Genomic DNA, 23056 nt, shown 5'->3' with positions numbered 1-23056 from the left:
TAGTGAAAAGAACAATTATTTATTACCAAGTAAATTGTTTGATTTCTCAAGAAGTATAAGAGACGTGGGAAGAAATTGTGGCAAAAGATAAAGAGATGATCGAAAAACGGTATTATCCTACGGATACAATGGGACGAATGATTCGAGCCAAATATCAAGTAATGAAAACATTTGGAGTTCAAGGAAGGAAAAAGAAAAATTAAGGAGCAAGGTTGAACTTTAGAAAAAATTATATAAAATAATAAGTGATTTTCATTAAGAAGGTCATTAAATTTCTCAATTTTGACGAAGCTTTCTATCAATATAGAGAGCTCAGACTGTAGACAAACTCCCAAATTTGGAGTGTTGTTTGCAGTTTTTTGTTTTATACTGATTGCATAAACTGTTTGGGGAGTGATTCTAATGATGAGAAAACAATCGATTGAAGGTAGAAATCAATTTGCTATGTTAACAATTGATGATCTTGTACCAAAAGATCATTTGATACGAAAGATTGATGCTGCGATTCAGTTTGATTTTATTTATCCCATTGTAGAATCCACGTATTCGACCTATGGTCGTCCCAGTATTGATCCAGTGATCTTAATTAAATTAGTATTTATCCAATATTTATTTGGTATCCGTTCGATGAGACAGACAATTAAAGATGTTGAAACAAATGTTGCTTATCGTTGGTTTTTAGGATATTCATTCGAGGATCCTATCCCACATTTCTCTACTTTTGGTAAAAACTATGTTCGAAGATTTAGAGAAACAACTTTATTTGAGGATGTTTTCTCTCATATTTTAGAACAAGCTGTCAAAGCTGGCTTCGTTACGGAAGACAACCTTTATATTGATTCTACTCATATCAAAGCAAATGCCAATAAACATAAGTTCACAAAAGAAATGACCTACGGTCAAGCTAAAGCTTATCAAGATGAATTAGAAGATGAAATAAATAAAGAACGTATTGCTGTAGGAAAACGTCCTTTTACATGGGGCACAGAAAGTGAGTTGAGTCTTCAAAAAATTAGTCATTTAGATCCAGAAAGTGGCTACTATATTAAAGGAGAACGAGAAAAACAATTTGCTTATTCTGCGCATACTTCCTGCGAAGATAACGGTTTTATCTTATCTACACTAATCACACTAGGAAATGTGCAGGACAGCCAAGTCGCAACCGTTCTGGTTAAACAGTCGAAAAGAGCTTTTCCAAATATAAAGCGTGTTGTCGCTGATGCAGGATATAAGACGCCTAAATTTGTTCATTTTCTGTCACACTTGAAACTCTACCCGATTCTTCTATATACTGCACCTCATGGAGTAAAAGGAATGTTTCCTAAAAAAGACTTTGTTTATGATGCCTATTTTGACTGTTATTTATGCCCTAATAATCAACCGTTGTTATTTTCAACTATCACTCGTGATGGCTATCGAATCTATAAATCAAATCCAAAATTCTGTAGGAGTTGTCCATTACTTGAAACCTGTACTTCGAGTGCAAACTATCAAAAAATTGTAACTCAGCATATTTGGGCTGATCTTATGGATGAACTTGAACACCAACGCCATACGGCGTTAAATAAAGAAATTTACAAAAAGAGAAAACAGACCATTGAACGAATATTTGCAGATGCAAAAGAAAAGCATGGTATGCGCTGGACGAAATATCGAGGTCTTGAAAAAGTCGCTGCGCACACGATGCTTACGTTTGCTGCCGTGAATTTAAAAAAACTAGCTATATGACTATGGAAAACAAAAAAGCCTATGGCTTTTTATTTCAAATTTATACAAAAACTAACAAAAAGGAGTTGGCAATTAAGCCACTCCTTTTTGTCTACAGTCTGGAACAACACCGACTCTAAAAAGAAACTGTTTATAGTTGATGTATTCGTAGATGCTGCGACTTTAAAAAGAAAGGCTTTTTTTATGAGAGGTATAGATATGATTAAAAAGAATACTCTTTACTTTCGTTTAATGAAATCAAGTTATTTTAATGATTATAATAGCTTAGATGAGTTTCAAGAAGATTATTTAAGAGGTCACGGAATAATGATTTTAGATGTAGACGATTTATTAGTTGTGGATGATTGTCAATAAAGTAGATACAAAAAGAGTAGATACTTAAAGATTTCCAAAGTATTGCTCATCCTTTTTGTTGAAAGTAAGCATGTTTAATGTCCCATGAGGTCGTTGGGTATTGTAAAAGCCTTCGATATATTCAAAACAAGAAAGCTGTACTTTTTGGAGCGAAGAAAAGTTCCGACGGTTCAGCTCATCCTTTTTCATATATTTAAAAAAGGTTCTGTTACTGCGTTATCCCAAGGATAACCTGGTTTAGATAAAGAATGGACAAGTGGTCTATCTTCCAAATATCTTCTAAATTCTAAAAAGGTATATTGGGAACCTTGGTCTGTATGAAAAAGGACTAGTGCTGTTGGGCTTCGTGATTGAATCGTTTTTTCTACCGTTGAAATAGCCAGTAGAGTATCTATTTTGTGACTCACAGACCAAGCAATCACTTTTCTGGAAAGTAATTCAAGAATGCTACAAAGATAAACAAAGGATTTATTCTCCCTATGGGAATATAGGAAAAGTCACTTGTCCAAACTTGATTAGGTGCTGGTGGATTGAACGCTTGTTTTAAATAATTGGGTCTTTCTAAAGAAACCTGGCTTTTTGATCGTTTAAAAACAGGTTTAGAGGTAGTCATTTTAGGTAAATTCATTATTTTCATTAGTCGATACACTCGACCAATACTGATGTGTAAGACATAGTCATAAGAAAGCATTCGTTGAATTCTTGCTGGACCTACTCGTTTCTGAGAGGTCGTATAAATCTCTAAAATATTTTTTCAGATTTGTTGATTTTCTAATGTTCTAGGGGCAACCTTATCTGAAAAATATTTGTAGTAAGTGGAACGATTGACTTTAAGAACTCTGCATAAAGTAACAACGGTATGTTCATAACGAAGGATATGAATAGCCTCTAGTCGTTCGTGGAGCGGGGCGTGAATATGGCAATCGCTTTTTTTAGATGAGATTTTCTTCCTCCAGTTGAGTATTTCTTTTTTGTAATTGTTGAATTTGTCGAACCGTAAGGATGTCCCATCATCAATTTTCACTGTTGAATATTGCTTTACCCAACGAGCAATAGGGGATACGGCATCAGTAGCAAGAGCATTCTGAGATTTGCCGCTTTCATAGAGTTTAACGATGGATTGTTTAACCTCTTCATCAAATTTATGAGGTGTTTTTCGTTTATCTACCATAATAAAAAATCCTTTCTAAATGAGTGCCTATTTAATTGATAGTATAGCAGAAAATCTGTCTACTTTATTAGCATACATGCACAAATTTTTCTACTACTGGTAGATATATCGACCAACAAGGAGCTCAAACAGAAAGCTTAGCTAAAAATAATGGCAATGCCACGACTAATATTGGTGGTGATACTTTCAATATTAATATACAAGCTATGGGTGACTTAGATGAATATAGCATAGAAACTTGTTAAATATATTCAAGTTGTCAAAAATAGAGATAGCGATGCAGTAGGAGGTGCTATGGGTGGAATTTAAAAGAGGTCAGTTTTTTCTTAATGGGAAGCATAGTTCTGAATTCAATGTGTTTATGAAAGAAAGACCTGAACGACTTTCTGCAGGAAATGTAGTAGAACTTAGGGAGTGAACGGGTAATGATTCAATAGCTGTTGATTTTGCATATTATAAAAATGTAGAGCGCACTATTACATGCTATGCGAAAGCAAGTACTTTACAAGAAGTTTCTTTCTTAGAAGATGAAATTTCTTTTTGGCTTGATATGGGAAACTACTCTGATTTTATCGTCTATTTTGATGAACATTATATTTATCAAGCGATTGTAACGAGTCCGCCAAAGTTTACAGGAACAAGAAAAACAGGAATTTTAATTTCTTTTGAGTTTACTGTAAGTATCCGACCTTTTAAGAAAAATCGTATTGGTCAATATTGGGTAAGTAATCCTAATCAGTTAATCAATACAGAAAAATATCCTTCAGAACCTATTATTCAGATTTTGGGGTCTGAGGATATTTCTTTTTTATCAATAATCAATCATATTCATTAAAAGCGATTGATAGAGATATCATTATCGATTCAGAAAAACAAGAAGCTTATCGAAAATCAGGTGGAGCTTTTGAAATTTTTGATCATAAAACACTTTTCAAAGATTACCCAATTTTTAAAAGTGGAGAAAATAATTTTCGCTGGACTGGAAAAGTAACAGAGTTTAAGGTTCAGCCTAATTGGAAGCGAAAGATTTGATTCCAGTTATTTTTAAACCTGGAGAAAAAGATTTTACAACAAACGGTTTAGGACGTCTTATTGATGCGACACGTTGCGAAATCACAGAAGAAGCAAACGGAAAATATGAGCTAGAAATGGATTATCCAGCGATTAGTCGCTTTAGTGATTATTTTGAAAATGGCTATCAAATTAAAGCAAAGCCAAATGATTTAGAAGAATATCACATATTCGAGATCAAGCAAACGTTTAAAGATACGTTCACTAGTAGTATTGTCATTTATGCTCAATATCGTGCTTATAAGCTAGGAAACAGACAAGTGAAGCTATTAACAGTTGATAATCGTAATGGCGTAGAAGCAATGAGATTAATCGAACAGAACATGGACGAACCATGCGATATCAAATTTCATTCCGATATTAACACAGCTTCTAGTATGATATTCGAAGCTAGAAATGTACTTAATTGTATTGCTGGTGAACAAGGTTCTTTGCTTCAATACTGGGGCGGAGAAATCAAACGAGAACCTTTTAAATTATCTTTGATAAGACGTAGAGGATAAGATAACAGTTGAAACTGTTCGTTATGGTAAAGATTTAAAAGGATTAACCATTAAATTTGATTGGCAATCAATTGTCACCAAAGTATTGTTATTTGCAGAGCTTCAAAGTGAAGCAGACGGAACTTATCAACGGATTTATGGAAATGCAGTTAAGAGCGAATATATCAACAAGTATCAAGATGTCTACGCTCAATACGTTCAGTTTACTGATTACAGTGATGTATCAATATACATCAAGTGGGAAATTACCTGGCTAGGGTGGAAACCTGTATTAAATGTATTCTATGGAACGCTTGAAGACTGGGATTTATATGCAACAGGAAGTAAGCGACCAGAAAAGGAAAATGAAGAAATAAATAATAAAAAGGAAGTGGCAACTATGCATTGTATTTATGAACGACCAATGAGAGATGGAAAACTAAATAATGATAATGGAAACACGGTAGGAAAATATTATTGTAATAATCTTAATTGCCATCATATCCCATATGAAGACAACGTCAAGATATTGCAAGAGCTCTATAAGAAGAATAATGAGTGTGACCTACCCGTCTATACTCAACAAAATTGGGCAATTAATACGCCCTGGCACAAACGATTAGAAGAAATGTTTCCTGTAGTGTAAAAAAGTTCTTGCATAAAAAGAAAAGCAGCAGTACAATGAACTTGTTTAAGACATAATTTTTCATGAACCGTCCTACTACCAGACTAGGGCGGTTTTACATAAATACTTAAACTCTATTGTAAAATACAGTATAGTGATATTATCGATATGTTATTGACTTTTTTTATTATCAAAATCGCCTTACCCTGATTAGGCGGTTTTGTTTTACATAGAATATGTGCTGTGGTATAGTTTAGTCACATCCATCGAGTTTATCATTAAACTTAATTCCAAGCATAACCGCTCACAATCCTGATGCCAGGTTGTGGGTGGTTTTGTATTCAGGACCATTAGCTCAGTTGGTTAGAGCAAACGACTCATAACTGTTCGGTCACAGGTTCGAGTCTTGTATAGTCCATAAGTTTAAAAATTGTTAGAAAAATATATAGTAAAGACTTTTGGAGGGGAGATATAATGAGAAACTTATTATGGCTTATTCTTGGAGGAACAGGACCAAGAGAACGATTGGATGATGGTTGCGGATGTATATTTTTATTTATTACAATAGCTATGTGTGTCATTGTAGCAATATTTTATTTTTTTTCACACTAAAAGACTATAGCCCACTAAATGATAAGGCCTTTTGCCTTATCATTTCCTAAATTTTCTGTAATTACTTATAATGGAATTAAGGAGGCGGTTACAATGTCAGAATACAAAAATATTTTAATAGCTATAGATGGGTCAGAACAATCGGAGAAAGCACTTGAACAGGCAATAAATATCGCAAAAAAGTATGAATCAACGATATATTTATTAGCAGTATTGAATAGCGGTGATTTAAATGTTAGCACAGAATTTTATCATGAAATTTTAGAGAGAGAAAAATCAAAAATTGAACTGGAACTTGCAATTGTAGAAAAAAAAGTTAAGGTGAGGGGTTATGACGATGTCAAATCCAAATTTATCATTAGCAAGCCTAAACAAGTAATTGTAAGTTATTCCAAAGAAAAGAATATAGATTTAATTATTATGGGAGCAACTGGTAAGGGAAGTGTGGGTAATGTTATAATGGGATCAACAGCAACGTATGTGGTGAATCATGCGCCTTGTACGGTAATGATTGTAAGGTAAAAAGACTTGGAGTTACAAAATGGATAATAAGAAACTAAAATATTTCCTGATGAAAGCCTCGCTCCCAGATGAGAGTGAGGTATGTTTTTATGCGTTAATCAAAGATTTTCTTATAAGCATTTTGTCAATGGTGATTTGATTTTTTATAAGAATTCAATTAATTGATAATAATTATCATTAGGTATAGTATGAGGGTGAAGAAATAAATAGGTGAGGTGTTAACGATGGATAATTTTATTATAGTAGGACTATCATTAATTCCAGTAAGTATATTTTTCTATTTTTTGAATAAAGATTTGCACCTTATACACACTAAAAGACCCTAGCCAACGCTGAACTGCACCACAAAAATTAGACAAAAATCTAATGATTTGGATGAATTTCAACACTAAGGCCTTTTTCATTTATTAAAGTTATCATGAATAAAAATGATTGCTACAAAAACAGCAATAAAGAAAATTAGTACAGCTAAAATTAGAAGTAATAAACGCGAAATAAACATTGACTGAACCACTTCCTTTTCGAAAAAACTATACCACAACTATAAAATAGAATAAAACAAAAACCCACCAGAGGCGGTGGGCACAAAAATAAAACGACCATACTTTGATAATACTTATCAGAAAAAAAGAGTGAAAATGAAGAAACTAGAATTGATATAAATGTTAATTTAGAAAAGTTAAGATAAGTTAACGATTGCCAAAAAATAAAAATCTAAAAGTATTAGTTTGGTGATAACTTATCAAGTATCGCGGATAAACTTGGCACAACGGAACGGATTAGTAAATCCTAACTTGATTTATCCAGGGCAAACGTTGAACTATTAAATCACCCCCTCTTAAATGAGGGGAAGTACATATTCTAATTGTTTGTAATATAATAGCTAACTTTGATACAAGTGGAAATCGTACTTATATTCCAGTTGGGGCAAATGATGGAAATTCTAGTAACATGTGTGGAATTGGATATTAAAAAAGTCTTCCACTGTGATGTGTGAGACATAGATATTTACGGATGAGATTAATAGTTATGAATAAAATATCACACGACAATATCTACAATAATAATTAAAAGTACTATCCACAATGCAACTCTTTTATGGGTAGGTTTAGTACTTGAAAAAATATTATGTATAGCTTCCTTGCGTTTTTTACCTTGTTCATGATATTCTCCCCCAATGAAATTAGTAGGTCAAGTTAAAAAAGTTCTTTCCTAAAAGGAAAAGCAGCAGTACAATGAACTTGTCTAAGACATAATTTTTCATGAACCGCTCTTTATTGAGGCGATTTTTTATCTTTACAAAAAAGACAGTAACCGATATAGTTTACTGTCTTTAATGCTATTTTAAATTGAAATGGTTTAACATAAATATCGTAATAAACGGTAAAGCAACAGTCAATAAAACGAATGCGACTAGGAAATAAAACCAATTTTTAGAAACAAATATTCCTAATAAAGTGGTAATAATTAAATAGCAAATAACCAAAACAATATAAACAATCGTGCCGTTGCCATTAAAATCATACCTACTAACACCAGTCATCACACGAGATATGAAATATTCCAAAATAAACAAAATAGTTATCCAAAAAAATATTAATAGTTTATACATATTCATTATACTGTTATTCTATTGAATTATCCTTTCCATGTCTGAGTGTGTGTAGGCGGTGTATCAAAATAATTTGGCATATCATAAGGTTTTGCAATAACTGGTTGATACATTCCTCCAACTTGAACCGCTCCTGAAGCATACCAATAGGATTGCCAAACTATTTTTGAACAGTATGTGGGGTTTAATCCAAAAATATTTGTAGTAATTCCATAACCATAATTTGTTCCATTGTAATGATTAATTGCCCATTCTCCAGCGCTAGGTTCTTTATAACGTGAGGCTGGACGATAAACTTTTGTCCATTTTCCTGGTTTGTTGTAGTTATACATCCATTGCATAACATGCATTTGTGCAGGGTGAGTACCTGGTTTTTGAATGCTCATAATAAACCCATTACCTGTATATATACCCGCGTGACCTGTATATCCATCAAATGATGTTGCATTTGTAATTAAAAAAGTCTCCAGGTTTTAAATCAGAAACACCTCTAACCGCTCGATTTCTGAACTCTGGTGAAACTGGATCTGTTGGAGGCGCTGTTGTTGCTAAATCAATATACATTTCGAAAGATATATCTTCACCTAAAACGCCAGAATTTTTAAGAGACTGATAGTCCATTTGTAATGTTGCTTCATCGGTAGTAAATGATCTAAGACTTTGCTGTGCTTGTTCGTTTTGTTCAAATTCGTTTAATTCTCTTCCTATCAGTGCATGTTTTACTATCATATCATCTGTATCAGTTGCACAAACGTTAGTATGAAGTCCTAAACAGATAGTGAATAGAAAAATGACACCTACTAATAACAAAAGTATTTTTTTCATTCGTTCCTCCTTGTATGTGTTTTATCATAGAATACTACAACAAAATTATATCAAGAAAGCGGTTACACAACAATGGGGTTTTTATTGTCATATACCAGGAAGCTAAAACTATCTAATGTATATTGATAGTAACTGATGATTTTGCCACAAACTTACCACAAAAAATTGTAAAACTAGGTAAATCAAAGGGAACGCACCTTCTTTTGTTTGTAAATGCTGTTATATCAATGTTTGTGTTTGAATCGAATTATGCTACAATAAGGTTCAAGGTTCACATACAAACAAAAGCTTTGCCTTACGTTGAAGATAAAAAAACGTCTATGAGCTATTCTAATTCATTACCTAAAACAATGGAATTGTTGTTTTTAGGAGTTATGGGAGTATTAGGATCATTGCTTAGTTTTGTGATATTAAAAAACGAGTTAATAAAAAATTATTAATTAATATCTGTATTGATAATATTCAAGAAGCCGAAAAGATATTTTTTCTTTTCGGCTTCTTGAATATTCTACTTTTTGTTTTAAAAAATTTTTCTAAAAATCATATATTTTCAGTTATATCCGAACTGAAGAATAAATTTTATTCTTCTATTTTATATACGATAGGAGAATTTTTATATGGATGTATTTTTCTGATAGCTGAAGCCCCTTATATATAATGTTAAGATAGGCAATTTATTACTCTTTAATCAAAAAGGTTTCACACGTGTATGTAAGTAAAAAGTATGAGTGGATAAAAGAGTTAAAAGAATAGAATTTTTATAACTTTTAAGAAGGGTTAGAATAATAAAATTGCTAAGATAGCAAATAGAGGATCCAAATTGATAATTCTTTTCTATATGTATTTTGGAAAATCTTAAATTCTATTGCAACAAAGAATAATATGTTTGAAAAAAGTGGAATAAGAATAATATTTTAGCAGCAAATTATGGTTAATCTGTATTTATAGCTATTGTAGTGAGAATGACTGGGGAAACTATCAGGATACAAAAAAGCACAAATGCCTTGATACATACTTATTTGGGTTGGAAAGTCCATCATCATCCCCCAGATCATTGTGGTAACAATCACGGTATCAGGCTGTTTTTGTTGGTCAATATTTCGCCGAAGACGAATCGTATCGGGGACAAACTTCAGGTACAACTCTTCCACCTTTTCTAGAATTGTATGATAAGTTGATTGAGCTTCTGGTGAAGTTGGATATTCTGTAATTGGCTTTGCATAGAATGTTCACTCATTTCTTGGTGGTTGTGAGCTTATTCTATCGCAAAGCTATTTTATTTTTCGTTTTTAAAATTAACTAGCAATTCAAGTAAAATCTATGTAGAAGCAAAGCTTACAACACAAATATGATTCTGAAATAAATTTCAATACTATATTAAAAGATGGTACTAGTACCCAAATATCGAAAACGCTTTATTTATAGATGCTATTAAGTTAATATTCATAATAGAAAATAAATAACTGGGGGTACAAGAAAATGGAGAGAAACATTGTTGCTGTCACAGCTTGTGCGGCGGGTATTGCGCATACGTACATGGCAGCGGAATCACTTGAACAGGCTGCTAGAAGCATGGGCTATGGGATTAAGGTCGAGACGAATGGCGCGATTGGAGCGGAAAACGTTCTGACGGCTGAAGATATTGAACAGGCTGATTTAGTGATTGTTGCATCTGATATCAAAATCGACCCGATACGTTTCACGGGAAAGCCGCTTTATGTTACAAAATCCATTCCGGCGATTGAAGACTCAGAAACGTTGATTGAAGAGGCTTTTGAAAGAGCACAAGTTTTCGGAAAAAAGGGTTCAAAGGTAGGAAAGATTCAAATCGGTAGCAATAAAGAGAAGATAAACTTCTTCACGCACATTATGAGTGGGATTTCTTATATGGTTCCTATGGTTATTGCCGCAGGTCTGCTTTTAACGATTGCCAATTTATACGCTTTCCAAAGAGATGATTTGGGTAGAATCGTTAAGTGGGGTTTTGATAACAAAACGCATATGGGTTTTTTAATGTCTAAACTATTCTATGTCGGGCAAACTGGGTTCAAACTGATGATTCCATTATTTGCAGGTTTTGTAGCGAATTCTATTGCTGACAAGCCAGCCATTGCACCCGCAATGATTGGAGCATACCTTGTGAATGACCCTGAGTTTTTAAATACAAAAGCTGGTGGTGGTTTTATTGGCGCGATCATCGTAGCATTTATTGTTGGTTATCTAGTTAAGGGGCTGAAAAAAATAAAATGGCCCAGATTATTAGTTCCAATCGTGCCAATCATGATCATTCCGTTCATTGCAACAGCAATCATTACATTGATCGTTCTTTATATTATTGGAGATCCAATAGCAATCGGAATGGATGCGATGTATCAAGGACTAACGAACTTGAACAATAACTATGCCGGAGCACCGGTTTTAATTGGAGCGATCTGCGGAGCGATGATAGGCTTTGACCTAGGTGGACCGATAAACAAAACAGCGCTAATATTTGGAACCGCGATTTTTACAGATACTATGACTAAATATGGAATCAACGGTGCTAATTTCGTTCCAGGAACAGCTACACAAGCAGCAATTTCTGTTGCACCACTAGGTGTTTGGTTAGCAACGATCCTATTTAAAAAGAAATTCTCTAAAAATGAGAAGATCGCGGCTAGTGCTGCCTTTGGAATGGGTATAGTAGGTGTCACAGAAGGCGCGATTCCTTTCGTAGCGGCTGATCCAATCAGAATGATTTTCTCTAATGTGGTAGGTTCAGCAGTTGCCGGCGGATTAGTAGCTGCAACAGGGTGCAAGTTTTACGGGGGGATCGGATCACCGTTAGGAACCTTTATTGGGTATATTGAGCAACCAATTCCTTTTATTACATGGATATTGTGCGTAAGTACTGGTATTTTAATAACAGCTCTGCTAATTGGATTTACACGAAATGATGTTGTCGAAGATATTGCAATTGAACAAGATGAAATGATGTAAATAGTAAACGAATAGGACGGTAGAAAAAATGAATACAGAGGTATTTAATCGTGAACATATTTTCTTTGATGAAACATCAACCACACAGGAGGAAGCCTTCAAAAGTATCGCTAAATTTGCGTATGAATTAGGATTTGTAACGGATGAACAAACATATTTTAGAGGGTTAAAAAATCGTGAAAACGAAGCGACAACCGGCTTTAAAGATCATATCGCAATCCCTCATTGCAAAAGCAGTACCAATAAGAAGCCGGGGTTATTTTTAGTCAAATTTGCTCATGCAATTCCTTGGAACGCACTTGATAATAAGCCGGTAAAAGTTGCCTTCGGTTTGACGATACCGGAAGAGGGAGCGACCGAACACTTAAAACTGCTAAGCTTGATCGCAAGAAAGCTGATCGCCAAGGACTTTAGGGACGATGTCTTGCAACAGAACGATCCGGATGCGTTGGCTGATATCATTGATCAAATCGATTTTAAATAAATAGGAAACAATAATTTACGAGTAGGATGACATTTATGAAAAAAAGAGTTCATGTAATACATCACACGCATTGGGATTTTGAATGGTATTTCACCACCAATGAATCCTTTGTTCAGCTGGCTTACCATTTAGATGAGGTGATGCAGGCATTAGAAGAAGAGCAGATCGACTACTATTTGTTAGACGGACAGATGAGTATTTTGGATGGTTATTTAACGAGTTTTCCAGAGCAAAAAGGGCGTTTGTCGCAGCTAGTAAAAAGCGGAAAGTTGGCCATTGGTCCGTGGTATACGCAAACCGATGAGCTGATCGTGCGAGGCGAGTCGATCGTTCGAAACTTGAATATAGGAATGGAGCTGGCGGAGTCATTGGGCGGATATATGAACATCGGTTATTTGCCCGATTCTTTTGGTCAAAGCAAGGACATGCCGAAAATCTATAACGGATTCGGCATTCAGCAAGCTGTTTTCTGGCGAGGCGTTCCGAATGAAGTTACGATCAAGCGTGAATTTTATTGGAGAGCAGAGGATGGTTCCAGTGTGTTAACATCGAATATAAAAAATGGCTATTTTATAGGAGTCGGTCTAATTTACTCGGATGATGCAGAATCCTTGATCGATACGATTTCCGAAGGAGCAACTGGCACCGAGTTAGTTTTACCCGTAGGCGGCGATCAGCGGTATATCGATTTTAATTTACGTGAACGGATGGAACAATACAATCAAGAATTAAAAGATGTCGAACTCGTTGAAAGCAATTATGAGGTTTTTTTTGAAGCAATCAAAGGTCAGGAGCTCCCAACGGTGGGTGGAGAGTTTATTTCAAGCTCGGTGTCTAAAATTCATAGATCGATATACTCTTCCCGCTACGATCATAAGTATTTGAACGACAAAGTCGAACGGAGAATGATCTATCAAGCGGAGCCTTTAATGGCGATGGCAGAAAAGTGCGGGATTCCTTATAAAAAAGGGCTTCTTGATCGAATTTGGAAGCTGTTGAATAAAAATCAGGCGCATGATTCCGCTGGTGGTTGCAATAGTGATAAAACCAATCAGATTATTATGGAGCGTTTTGTTGAGGCGGATCAGCTATCTTACGCGTTAATAGATTATCTGACGAGAAAAATCGCCGAGTCACGAATGGATCTGGCAGAAGGTGAACTGGTTGTTTTCAATACCTTGCCATGGAAAAACAAAAAAGTAATAAAGTGTGAAGTATCTACTCCTTTTGCGGGCATATCGCTTGAAATGAATGGATGCGCGGTTCCTTTTGAATTAGTGAAGACGAGAAAAGAGTTCTGCGGTTCGATTCGGCGAGAGAAACAGGATGAAAATCCTGCGAGCTTCTATTACGTGCACGAATTACTGCTGGAAACTGAGATTCCTGCCTTGAGTTTTCTCACTTATCAAGTAGTGAAATATTTTCCCCGAATGGAAGAAGCCGCACAAAAAATTGCAATTGATTCAATCGAAAACGACTATTATCGGCTTATTTTTCAGGCGGGTGAATTGTCTTTAGTGGACCGAAAAGCCGGAAAAAACTTTAAGAACTTTTTATCCTTCGAAGATAGCGGCGATGAAGGCGATACCTATGACTATTCTCCTCCTTACTCGGATCATCTTTATCGCTTGGATTTAAAAGGATCCAGTTGTGAAGCAAGCCAAAACCCATTACTGTCGAAGTTAACTTTTGTCGGAGAATGGCAGGTCGCTAAAGATTTACAGGAGCGAGAAGCAAAAAAAAGAACACAGGCAATTCCTTATCAGTTGACGATTGAACTAATGAAGAATAGTCGGCAGATTCAATGCCATTTGGTACTTGAAAATCAGGCGGACGACCACCGAATGAGAGTGTTGATCAATACGCCACATACGAATAATTTTTCCTTTACCGATACGCCTTTTGGCACGATTAAGCGAGCTGTGGAAGATCGCCATATTAATGACTGGAAAGAATTAGGATGGCGAGAAGAACCCACAGCGATTTTCCCCATGCTAACATATGTGAATAGTCATGCTGAGAACTCTAGCTGGACAGTTTTCAGTAAAGGAATGAAGGAATATCAATTTGTTGGAGAGAATTTTCAAACGATGGCGTTAACGTTGTTCCGTTCCGTGGGCTATCTAGGTCGGCCCGATCTGATTAGACGTCCGGGTGTAGCTTCAGGAAATGAGTTCAAATATATTCCAACACCAGATAGTCAATTGCATAAAAAAATGACCTTTAAATTCGCACTTCAGTTGGATAACGATTATCAACCAGCACAGCTTGCGAAGGATTACTTGGACTATGCAATCAGCAGTCCATTTTATCAGATTCAGGAGCTGAATCGTTTTACAACGACGCTTAAATATTTTGTCTCAAATCCGCTGAAAAATAAAGTGACCGCAACAACAGGAATCGAATTTGACAGCAGCACCCTTGTTTTTAGTTCCTTAGTAAAAACGGCGAATGGGCCTGGTTTTGACGTTCGAGTCTACAATCCTGATTTTGGCCGAGAAGTTGAAGGCGGAACACTGCGAGGGTTACACGAAATGAACTATACTTTTGTCGATCTGAAAGGAAACGCTATTTCTTCAATGAAAAAAAATGTTATTATTCCTCTAGGAACTTTTAAACCGGGAGAAATAAAGACGATCCATATTGTCGATTGAGGAGAAATCATATGCAAGAAGATCTTTTTATTCTAATTGAGTCCTGTCGTTTGAACTTTACATCTGTTGAGCAGGTGATAGCAGATTATCTATTGAGTAAGCAAGCGCCTATGACGATTGATAGGTTATCAAAGCATTTAGCTGTTTCGAAATCATCGATTACCAGATTTTGTAAAAAAATCGAACTAAATAATTACAAGGAACTGATTTTCCTCTATAAGCTTTCTTTAGATATCGAGGAATCAACCTTATCCGTGTCATCAAAAATAACCGCGGCGTACCATTCGCTGGCGACAAGAAGTGACAGCAACTATTCGCAAGAGGTAGTGGATGCCTTTTGCGATCTGCTGCACCAGCATAAAATCATTCATTTTTGGGGAAAAGGGTTCAATTCCTATGCCGGAGCAGACTTCCAGTTCAAGTTTTCGCGAGTCGGCAAATATGTTCGCGTTATTACAGATGAAAACTCCATTCTGATGTCGGCCCATTTTGCCAATGAAGATGAGTTGATCGTCGTTTCTAGTTTGCGCGGAGATGATGAAGAATTAATGGCAGCAATTAAAATCGCAAAGGAACGAAACGTTTCGGTTTTGTTGATTACGTCGAATCGTTACTCGCAGTTAGTTTCTCATGCAGACGTGGTTTTGATTGCTGCGAGCTTTACCAGAGAAGAAGCGCTAGGAAATGTTTCTCCGCAAATTCCAATCCTGATCCAGTTGGATATGGTATATGAACGGTATATTCATCTATATTCAGATTCCGTGCCACAATGGATGGCATCTGAAAAAATATTACACAGATAAAAAGGAGTCATTATGAAGTATTTCCCTAAAAATTTTCTGTGGGGAGCAGCTATGTCCGCACCTCAAACCGAAGGTCAAAGTTTAACTTTTGGAAAGTCAGCAACAACATGGGATCATTGGTTCCAGAAATCCCCTGAGAAGTTCAATCAAAATCAAGGACCCGCAATCAAGTCTGGCATGTATGATCACTATTTAACTGATTGTCAACGGATGGAAGATATTGGTCTGAATTCACTTAGAACCTCTATATCTTGGGCGCGATTACTACCGGATGGAAAGACGATAAACCCCGTAGCAGTTGACTTTTATCGCGATTATTTCTCTGCTATGAGTGCTCATGGAGTGGAGCCAATCATTAATCTTTTTCACTTTGATATGCCAATGTGGCTGATGGATCAAGGTGGATGGGAAAGTCGAAACTCTATTGAAGCGTTTGCTTTCTACGCTAAAACGTGCTTTGAATTATTTAGCGATTTAGTCAAAAAATGGACGACCTTCAACGAACCGATGGTGCATGTCGAATGCGGTTATCTCTATCAGTATCATTATCCCGCGGTCGTTGATCTTCAACGCGCGGTTCAGGTGGGATATCATACCTTGCTTGCTCATAAAGCGGCGGTAAAAGCCTTTAGAGCAGTATCGGAAACGGGAGAAATCGGAATTATCTTAAATATTTCACCTACGTATCCTAAAAGTGAGGCAAAAGCCGATTTATTGGCTTCGTATCGGTCAGATTTATTGAATACACGGAGCTTTTTAAACCCAGCGGTTTTAGGTTCGATTCCCGAAGACCTGAAAACACTTTTAGCGGAAAATGATTTGCTGCCAGAAGTAAACGCTGGAGACAAAGATCTGATCGCAGAAAATTTAGTGGATTTTATTGGACTAAATTACTATCAGCCTAGACGGGTTCAGGCACCGCAATCAGCGAATCGCCCAGCACAAATGCCTGTTGATTTTTATACGGCCTATGATTGGCCGAACAAGAAAATCAATCCTTATCGTGGATGGGAAATCTATCCCGAAGCGCTTTACGATGTCTCAATCATGATGAAGGACGATTATCACAATATTCCTTGGTTTGTGAGTGAAAACGGCATGGGCGTTGCTGATGAGGAGCGCTTTATGAATGCTTTAGGAGAAATAGAAGACGATTATCGAATTGCTTTTATGGAAGAACATCTAAGCTGTTTGCATCAAGGAATTCTTGAAGGAAGCAATTGTTTTGGCTATCATGCCTGGACATTTATCGATTGCTGGTCTTGGCTGAACGGCTACCGCAATCGCTATGGCTTCTACAGATTGGACTTGGAAACATTGGAGCGATCAGTGAAAAAGAGCGGTAAATGGTTTAAAACAGTTAGTCAAAATAATGGATTTTAGGTGATGATAGATGAGTTTAGCGGTATTTGATATTGGAGGAACTTCAGTAAAACATGGCGTTTGGGAAAAGCAATCACTAAGTGAGGTTTCCGCTTTCCCAACACCTGATACATTTGAAAAATTACTCGAAAAGTTTAAGCAGGTGATCGGCGCCTACAATCGGTCTATCGAAGGTATCGCAATCAGCTCGCCGGGTGCGGTAGACCAAGTTAAAAAACAAATTTTGGGTATCAGCGCGGTCGAGTACATTCATCAACGCCCAATTTTCGATGAGCTTGAACACTACTTCAATCTACCAGTAACGATCGAGAATGACGCCAATTGTGCAGGCATCGCAGAAGTTAGACTGGGCGTCGGAAAAGATGCGCAAAACGTCGCTTTTGTTGTCTTAGGAACAGGAGTAGGCGGAGCACTTTTTGTTAAACGAGAATTGTATAAAGGAAGCCATCTTTTCGGTGGAGAAGTTGGTCTGCTGAAGAGTCAGAACACCGAAACCTTTAGCTTGAACGGCACCTTAGTCAAAGCCGCAAACTTCTATTCGGAGCAAACCAGAACGCAGGTTGAAGGAAAAGAACTGTTCGCATTAAAAGAAAATGGTGATCTGATCGCTACAAAATTGCTGGACGAGATGTATCAAATCATGGCCAATAATCTCTATAATATCCAAGTGATATTTGATCCAGAATTAATCGTCTTGGGTGGCGGAATCTCTAGGCGTCCCGATTTGGCGGCGGAGCTTTCCACACGTCTGTTTAACTCCCTTAAAAAGGAAGGCATAGAAGCAATAATGCCCGCAATCAAATGCTGCAGATTTAATAATGATGCTAACTTAATCGGCGCAGCATTACATTTTAAAAAAATAAGTATGGCTGAATAAATTGAAAAATGTGGTCCCTGTAATTAAAGACACCTATAAAAACTCTTGAAATAGTCAAAGTGCCAAGAATTTCTAAAATCAAAACCTTGGTTTAACAGTATCTATATCTTAAATAAAACTTAGATATTGTAACAAAATTAAGTTTTTATAGGCGCCTTTAAGTAAATATTTGGAGTGTTGAGTATTGCATTGAAATGACTCCAATGAGTGCAAGAGAGTCCCACTTAAAAATATCCACTTTTGTCTAAAGATGATTTTGATTTTATAAAAAATTATTCTAGAAAATTTAGATTATATTAGTCTATATTTATGGGAAGATGACAATAAAGTAATTGGATTGAGTGGTATAAATAATGATGAATTAGTTAAGTTATTTCTTTATCCTGAATTCATAGGTAAGGGGTATGGTAGTAAAATACTGCTTGATTTAGCAGAAAATGAAAGCATTAAAAGAATCGATGTCAATACACAAAATGATTATGCGAAAAATTTTTATTTAACTTATGATTTTGAAATTGAATCAGAAGGTGAAGTAGATAGTTTTGGTAAACCATATCCTATAACTCATTTGAATAAAAAATAAAGTAAATTCAGATTAAGTTAATAAATTTTTAGACATATTATCTCAATCAAATAGGTCAAAAACTTTTAAAGTTTTTGACCTATTTGATTTTTCGTGCTATACTTGGATGTCGCTTTTAGATTTAAATGGCGCTAAATTCCTCCTTTTTTAGACAATTTTTCTTTATTATTTTTTCCTTTTTAAATAAATTTTAAAATTGGAATTGTATTTGTACATGTTCAGTATTAAAATGAACATGTATGAACAACTAAAGATTGGAGTAAAAAAATGATTCCAAAATACAAATTGATTTATCAAGACATCAAAGAAAATATCCAGAGTGGTAAATATCCACAAAATGAGTTTCTTCCTTCTGAAAATGAATTGACTAAAACGTACCATTGTTCAAGAAATACATTGCGTAATGCATTATCGATTCTTGCTACAGAGGGGGTTATCCAACCGATTCATGGAAAAGGTGTACGAGTCATTTTTCCCCCTGAAGTTGAACATCCGAACTTTATTTATCATGGCATTGGGCAATTTGACGAAGCACTTGAAGAGGATGAAGTAGCTTTGAAAAAATTTGTGAATGTCTTTTCTGAATTATATATCAATGAAGAAATAAGTAAATTGACGACATTTCCTATAAATACACCTATTTATTATGTAGAACGTGTTCGCTATATGGACGAAAAACCAGTGATTCTACATCGTAGCTATTTTAGACAGGATATAGCGGTGGGATTGACGAAAAGGATTTCCGAGGCATCAATTTATAATTATCTCAAAGAAGAGCTGAAACAAACAATTGGCGTCACAAAGCGAACGATATTTGTTGAAAAGGCTACGAAGTTGGATTCGGATTTGCTTGAGTTAGAGGAGTACGATTGTGTTGTGGTTGTAGTGAATCGAACTTACAACGGGGAAGGAATTATGTTTGAGTTTACAGAATCCCGTCATAATCCTGCTTATTTTGTCTATTCGGATTAATAAAGAGAAACAGACTTTGTAGTGACCCCAAAAAGTTAGACTTTTTATAGAGTGGATTTTTCCACTCTATTTTTTATGCAGTTTTTTGATTGAATTGTCGAAATTCTACTGGGCTTTTCCAGTTAAGTTTTTCCTTAATTCGGTGATGATTGTAATAATAAATGTAGTTCTCAATTGCTTCTCTTAATTCATTTTGACTTTGATAGATTTTTCCATAGTACACTTCTTGTTTTAGGATACTGAAGAAATTCTCCATAGGAGAATTATCTAAACAGGTTCCTTTTCGAGACATACTTTGAAAGATATTGTTGTCCTTTAATGTTTATATATAGCCATTCATTTGATAAACTCAGCCTTGATCAGAGTGAAAGGTGCGCCGATAGGGACAATCATTTGTTTGAGAAATTGCTTCTTTTAAACCAGTCATAATCGTTTTACCGTTTGGTTGAGTAGAAAGGCTGTATCTTAGAATTTCACTATTATACCATATCCATAAATGGATCTAAATATAGTTTTTTCTGACGAAAGATGTCTACGTTATCTGCTTCAAAGCACTTAATTTCATTTGTATCCGTCGTGATTTTTTGATGAGGAACAGAGGTTTTGAATCGGCGACGAATCAAATTTTTAGCGATTTTACCAACGGTTCCTTTATAGGAATTATATTTTCTAGATTTCCTAGTAAATGCTTTAACTTGTAACTGTAGCTTTTGCATTAATCGCTGCACTTTCTTTTTATTTACTTGATATCCACGTCGTTTCAATTCTTGAGTCATCCTTCTATAGTCATAATGTTGATATCTTTTAATCGAAAGTGTCTTCGGAGACTGTGAATGATTCGTGCGATTCGTTCATTTTTTGTTCGTCCTCTAAACGCAGTCTCCTCGATTCTTTTAAATAAGCATTCTCAATTTTTAACATTCTATTTTCTTTTTCTAGTTTCTCTACTTAAGATAGTTTACTTGGTAATGCTTGGAGTTCATTTCGTTTCTTTTTAGACATGGTAGGTGGACGTCCTTTCTGTTTAGAGAGTCCCTCTATACCAAACTTCTGATACGTTCTAAGCCACTTTCCAATCAATGATGGATTGTTCATTTTTAGAAGATTAGCTACTTCTTGATAGGACAACTCTATCGCATCTAGCTTAAATTGAACAGAGTAATTCTTACTTTTTCGACTGCGAAGTAGTCTATCTTCACCAAGTTCTTTATAGGCATTAATCCATTTGCTTATTTGAGAATTATTTTTAACCCCATACTTCTTTGCGAGAAATCTTAGACCTCCTTGACCAGATAAGTAGTCATGAACAAGTTTAAGTTTAAATTCAAAACTGTATTTTGCCATACAAAAAAACCTCCAAAAGTTAGATTTCTATGTCTAACTTTTGGGGGTCGGCTCACTTCCATACTGAAGTCTGTTTCTCTTTTAATCAAAAAATTTTAGTAGATAAATGTAAGAATACAGCAGCAGTCCAAGAGAAAGACTTGTCTCTAAGCGGTGCTCCTGTTTTAGCATTAAAATTCTCTGGAAAACCACTCATTTTAGCTAAGCGGCAATATTTTTTAGCGATTTCTTTTGCAAGTAACGTCTCGCCGATATCTTCCAGCCCTTCAACTATTAAAAGGGTAGTGGGACCCCATATAGCACCACGCCAATAGGCATCTTCTTGATATTCTGAGCTATTTAATGACTCTGTTGCAACGCCCCATTCGGTCAGATAGTCAGGACTGGATAATCTTTTTAGTAAAAGTTGAATGGTTTTATCGGGTAATCTATTTCCTAGAATAATTGATACCATGGGTAGCAAACTATGAGAGTGAATTTCTCCTCCAGTTAAAGTTTCTTTTGCTGTAGGCAAATCATTTACTAAAAAATAGTTATTGAAACGTTCTTGCAGCTCGAAAGCTTGATTTTCCCAATAAACAGCATGTTCATCATTATGCAAATCGCGAGAAATTTCTGAAAGAAACTCCATTTCTTTGATCAAAAAGGCTGTTAAATCAGGTGAATCGATAATCACTGGTTTACGAAAGACGGTACTATTGTCTTGACCGGAATCATTTCCATGATGATACTCACAGATGCCATCTTGATTAGAATCTTTGTATCCTAAGTAGAACATGACCTGCTTTTCCAGTTTTGTATAGATTTCCTTAGTTTGCTCTTCTGTAAAGAAGAGATGTGGGCGAAGTTTCTGAAAAAAGAAGCCGTGGACAGGCGGTTTTGAGAAATTCCAGCGGATACTAGAATCACTTACAGAGCCGGGTAACTGACCTAAATCATCTTGATGATCTAATATTGTAAACATCTGATCTAAAGCAAGTTCCTTATTAATCTGGGCTAACCCGAGAGCAATGAAACAATGATCCCAGCTCCACGCTCCTGGAAAGTTCTTATTTGAAGAGTATACTGTTGTTCGTTTCAAATTACCTTCGCTTTTTACCGTGGAAGACCATAATACATAGGCTGCAGCTTTTTGTGTTTCTTGGAACTCTTCTGGTATTGAAGGAAGGTTTTGACAAAAACGGTTGAAAGAAGCTTTAGTACTGTCGATTGCTTGTTGAATAGACACATTTGCTTCCGTTGGAATAGCTCCGTTTGTTGGAACATCCTCTAGGACAACAGTAAATCTTCCTTCCTTGTTTTGCTTGATGATGATATAAGACTCATTGGTCGAGTCGTTCATCGATCCAGCGGAATCAATCGAGAGGGTTTGTTCTAAGTTCATTTGTCCAGTGATAGGATAAACAAGATATTTTGTGTAATTCTTATAGCTGTTTACAATACAATAAACTTGTTCATTCCTGCTCAGTAGATAGTTGTATTCGAAGTTATATTTAGGATGGGTATCCAACTTTAGATCACAATTTGTTCCTTCAATAATGATTCTTTTATCTGATTCAAATGCGATCGTTATAGAACCACCGTTTGTTACTGAGATGTCAATTTTTGAGTAGTCCGCATGAATACGGTACGACGACTTTTTACCATCAACAATAGGAATGATTTCGATCGATTTCATTTGATGTTTTGCTTTTCCGCGTAGAGACTTCAACCACAAGCTATCTTCTATATTGTCATTATCTTTTTCCGTGACAATTGACATATAAGACTTGAAATAACTGAACGGAGTATCTTTGATGTCCATAAGTTCCGAGCTCCTTTGTTTTCACGTTCATACAAGTTGGTTATTTAATGATACAAATAAAATACTATTAAGTCAACACTTTAAAGACGTTTTTATTTCTTTTTTGAAAAGGCTTGCAATTGGAATTTGTTCATTGTATATTTAACTTGTTCTTACAAGTTAATCAAAATG

At 35.6% G+C, this 23056-nt stretch carries 15 protein-coding genes, 1 tRNA gene and 7 pseudogenes; 18 read left to right on the top strand and 5 right to left on the bottom strand.

Annotation, left to right across the window (positions count from 1 at the left end; translation table 11 throughout):
* Positions 1–77 precede the first annotated feature (77 nt).
* The 3 genes and pseudogenes from IGI63_RS14840 (at position 78) to IGI63_RS14830 (ending at position 2082) form a co-directional block, all read left to right on the top strand.
* On the top strand, positions 78–203 hold the full coding sequence (locus IGI63_RS14840; protein ID WP_429976125.1) for a hypothetical protein: 126 nt from the start codon (positions 78–80) through the stop codon (positions 201–203).
* A 199-nt stretch (positions 204–402) separates the two neighbouring features.
* Positions 403–1722 (top strand): annotated as a pseudogene (locus IGI63_RS14835) (IS1182 family transposase); the annotation flags it as partial.
* 204 nt (positions 1723–1926) lie between these two features.
* Positions 1927–2082 (top strand): hypothetical protein, encoded by a 156-nt coding sequence (locus IGI63_RS14830; RefSeq protein ID WP_429976124.1) that lies wholly within the window; start codon positions 1927–1929, stop codon positions 2080–2082.
* Between the two features lie 24 nt (positions 2083–2106).
* Here the strand turns inward: IGI63_RS14830 and IGI63_RS14825 are convergent.
* Positions 2107–3253, bottom strand: a pseudogene (locus IGI63_RS14825) (IS3 family transposase).
* A gap of 83 nt (positions 3254–3336) precedes the next feature.
* On the opposite strand from IGI63_RS14825, the pseudogene IGI63_RS14820 reads away from it, so the two are divergent.
* The 7 genes and pseudogenes from IGI63_RS14820 to IGI63_RS14790 all read left to right on the top strand — a co-directional run.
* Positions 3337–3562 (top strand): annotated as a pseudogene (locus IGI63_RS14820) (hypothetical protein); the annotation flags it as partial.
* Positions 3552–4285, top strand: a pseudogene (locus IGI63_RS14815) (phage tail protein). The pseudogenes IGI63_RS14820 and IGI63_RS14815, both read left to right, overlap by 11 nt.
* A pseudogene (locus IGI63_RS14810) lies at positions 4267–5038 on the top strand (phage tail spike protein); the annotation flags it as partial. The pseudogenes IGI63_RS14815 and IGI63_RS14810, both read left to right, overlap by 19 nt.
* 737 nt (positions 5039–5775) lie before the next feature.
* Positions 5776–5849, top strand: a tRNA-Ile gene (locus IGI63_RS14805).
* A gap of 56 nt (positions 5850–5905) precedes the next feature.
* On the top strand, positions 5906–6043 hold the full coding sequence (locus IGI63_RS14800) for a hypothetical protein (protein ID WP_429976123.1): 138 nt from the start codon (positions 5906–5908) through the stop codon (positions 6041–6043).
* A gap of 93 nt (positions 6044–6136) precedes the next feature.
* On the top strand, positions 6137–6565 hold the full coding sequence (locus tag IGI63_RS14795; protein WP_429976122.1) for a universal stress protein: 429 nt from the start codon (positions 6137–6139) through the stop codon (positions 6563–6565).
* Between the two features lie 727 nt (positions 6566–7292).
* A pseudogene (locus tag IGI63_RS14790) lies at positions 7293–7392 on the top strand (LysM peptidoglycan-binding domain-containing protein); the annotation flags it as partial.
* A gap of 811 nt (positions 7393–8203) precedes the next feature.
* Here the strand turns inward: IGI63_RS14790 and IGI63_RS14785 are convergent.
* Together IGI63_RS14785 and IGI63_RS14780 are read right to left on the bottom strand one after the other, a co-directional pair.
* Positions 8204–8563 (bottom strand): hypothetical protein, encoded by a 360-nt coding sequence (locus tag IGI63_RS14785; RefSeq protein WP_429976121.1) that lies wholly within the window; start codon positions 8561–8563, stop codon positions 8204–8206.
* A gap of 46 nt (positions 8564–8609) precedes the next feature.
* A complete protein-coding gene (locus tag IGI63_RS14780) occupies positions 8610–9002 on the bottom strand; it encodes a hypothetical protein (RefSeq protein WP_429976120.1) in 393 nt (130 codons plus the stop codon).
* Positions 9003–10481: 1479 nt separating this feature from the next.
* On the opposite strand from IGI63_RS14780, the gene IGI63_RS14775 reads away from it, so the two are divergent.
* The 8 genes from IGI63_RS14775 to IGI63_RS14740 all read left to right on the top strand — a co-directional run bounded on the left by IGI63_RS14775 (position 10482) and on the right by IGI63_RS14740 (position 19737).
* Positions 10482–11981 carry a PTS fructose transporter subunit IIC gene (locus IGI63_RS14775; RefSeq protein WP_429976119.1) on the top strand — a complete coding sequence of 500 codons (1500 nt, stop codon included), beginning with the start codon at positions 10482–10484 and terminating at the stop codon, positions 11979–11981.
* 28 nt (positions 11982–12009) lie between these two features.
* Complete coding sequence (locus IGI63_RS14770) at positions 12010–12465, top strand: PTS sugar transporter subunit IIA (protein ID WP_429976118.1); 456 nt, start codon at positions 12010–12012, stop codon at positions 12463–12465.
* Between the two features lie 35 nt (positions 12466–12500).
* A complete protein-coding gene (locus IGI63_RS14765; RefSeq protein ID WP_429976117.1) occupies positions 12501–15119 on the top strand; it encodes a glycoside hydrolase family 38 C-terminal domain-containing protein in 2619 nt (872 codons plus the stop codon).
* 11 nt (positions 15120–15130) lie between these two features.
* A complete protein-coding gene (locus tag IGI63_RS14760; RefSeq protein WP_429976116.1) occupies positions 15131–15922 on the top strand; it encodes a MurR/RpiR family transcriptional regulator in 792 nt (263 codons plus the stop codon).
* A gap of 12 nt (positions 15923–15934) precedes the next feature.
* Positions 15935–17305, top strand: coding sequence for a glycoside hydrolase family 1 protein (locus IGI63_RS14755; protein WP_429976115.1), 1371 nt, complete (start codon positions 15935–15937; stop codon positions 17303–17305).
* 10 nt (positions 17306–17315) lie between these two features.
* Positions 17316–18182 (top strand): ROK family protein, encoded by an 867-nt coding sequence (locus IGI63_RS14750; RefSeq protein ID WP_429976114.1) that lies wholly within the window; start codon positions 17316–17318, stop codon positions 18180–18182.
* A gap of 337 nt (positions 18183–18519) precedes the next feature.
* Positions 18520–18765 (top strand): hypothetical protein, encoded by a 246-nt coding sequence (locus IGI63_RS14745; protein ID WP_429976113.1) that lies wholly within the window; start codon positions 18520–18522, stop codon positions 18763–18765.
* Between the two features lie 267 nt (positions 18766–19032).
* Positions 19033–19737 carry a GntR family transcriptional regulator gene (locus IGI63_RS14740; RefSeq protein WP_429976112.1) on the top strand — a complete coding sequence of 235 codons (705 nt, stop codon included), beginning with the start codon at positions 19033–19035 and terminating at the stop codon, positions 19735–19737.
* Positions 19738–19810: 73 nt separating this feature from the next.
* Here the strand turns inward: IGI63_RS14740 and IGI63_RS14735 are convergent.
* Together IGI63_RS14735 and IGI63_RS14730 are read right to left on the bottom strand one after the other, a co-directional pair.
* Positions 19811–21081: pseudogene (locus IGI63_RS14735) on the bottom strand (IS3 family transposase).
* Positions 21082–21166: 85 nt separating this feature from the next.
* A complete protein-coding gene (locus tag IGI63_RS14730; RefSeq protein ID WP_429976111.1) occupies positions 21167–22885 on the bottom strand; it encodes an amylo-alpha-1,6-glucosidase in 1719 nt (572 codons plus the stop codon).
* Between the last annotated feature and the right edge of the window lie 171 nt (positions 22886–23056).

It is taken from the genome of Enterococcus sp. DIV0086 (genome assembly GCF_050498705.1).
Taxonomy (GTDB): domain Bacteria; phylum Bacillota; class Bacilli; order Lactobacillales; family Enterococcaceae; genus Enterococcus; species Enterococcus faecalis.
Note: the sequence above shows the minus strand (reverse complement) of the source record. Positions and strands in the feature narration are given on the sequence as shown.

Coding starts and splice junctions, on each gene's coding strand:
- IGI63_RS14795 (WP_429976122.1), top strand. CDS start 6,137: ATGTCAGAATACAAAAATATTTTAATAGCTATAGATGGGTCAGAACAA.
- IGI63_RS14760 (WP_429976116.1), top strand. CDS start 15,131: ATGCAAGAAGATCTTTTTATTCTAATTGAGTCCTGTCGTTTGAACTTT.
- IGI63_RS14775 (WP_429976119.1), top strand. CDS start 10,482: ATGGAGAGAAACATTGTTGCTGTCACAGCTTGTGCGGCGGGTATTGCG.
- IGI63_RS14770 (WP_429976118.1), top strand. CDS start 12,010: ATGAATACAGAGGTATTTAATCGTGAACATATTTTCTTTGATGAAACA.
- IGI63_RS14785 (WP_429976121.1), bottom strand. CDS start 8,563: ATGAGCATTCAAAAACCAGGTACTCACCCTGCACAAATGCATGTTATG.
- IGI63_RS14780 (WP_429976120.1), bottom strand. CDS start 9,002: ATGAAAAAAATACTTTTGTTATTAGTAGGTGTCATTTTTCTATTCACT.
- IGI63_RS14765 (WP_429976117.1), top strand. CDS start 12,501: ATGAAAAAAAGAGTTCATGTAATACATCACACGCATTGGGATTTTGAA.
- IGI63_RS14730 (WP_429976111.1), bottom strand. CDS start 22,885: ATGGACATCAAAGATACTCCGTTCAGTTATTTCAAGTCTTATATGTCA.
- IGI63_RS14750 (WP_429976114.1), top strand. CDS start 17,316: ATGAGTTTAGCGGTATTTGATATTGGAGGAACTTCAGTAAAACATGGC.
- IGI63_RS14740 (WP_429976112.1), top strand. CDS start 19,033: ATGATTCCAAAATACAAATTGATTTATCAAGACATCAAAGAAAATATC.
- IGI63_RS14830 (WP_429976124.1), top strand. CDS start 1,927: ATGATTAAAAAGAATACTCTTTACTTTCGTTTAATGAAATCAAGTTAT.
- IGI63_RS14755 (WP_429976115.1), top strand. CDS start 15,935: ATGAAGTATTTCCCTAAAAATTTTCTGTGGGGAGCAGCTATGTCCGCA.
- IGI63_RS14800 (WP_429976123.1), top strand. CDS start 5,906: ATGAGAAACTTATTATGGCTTATTCTTGGAGGAACAGGACCAAGAGAA.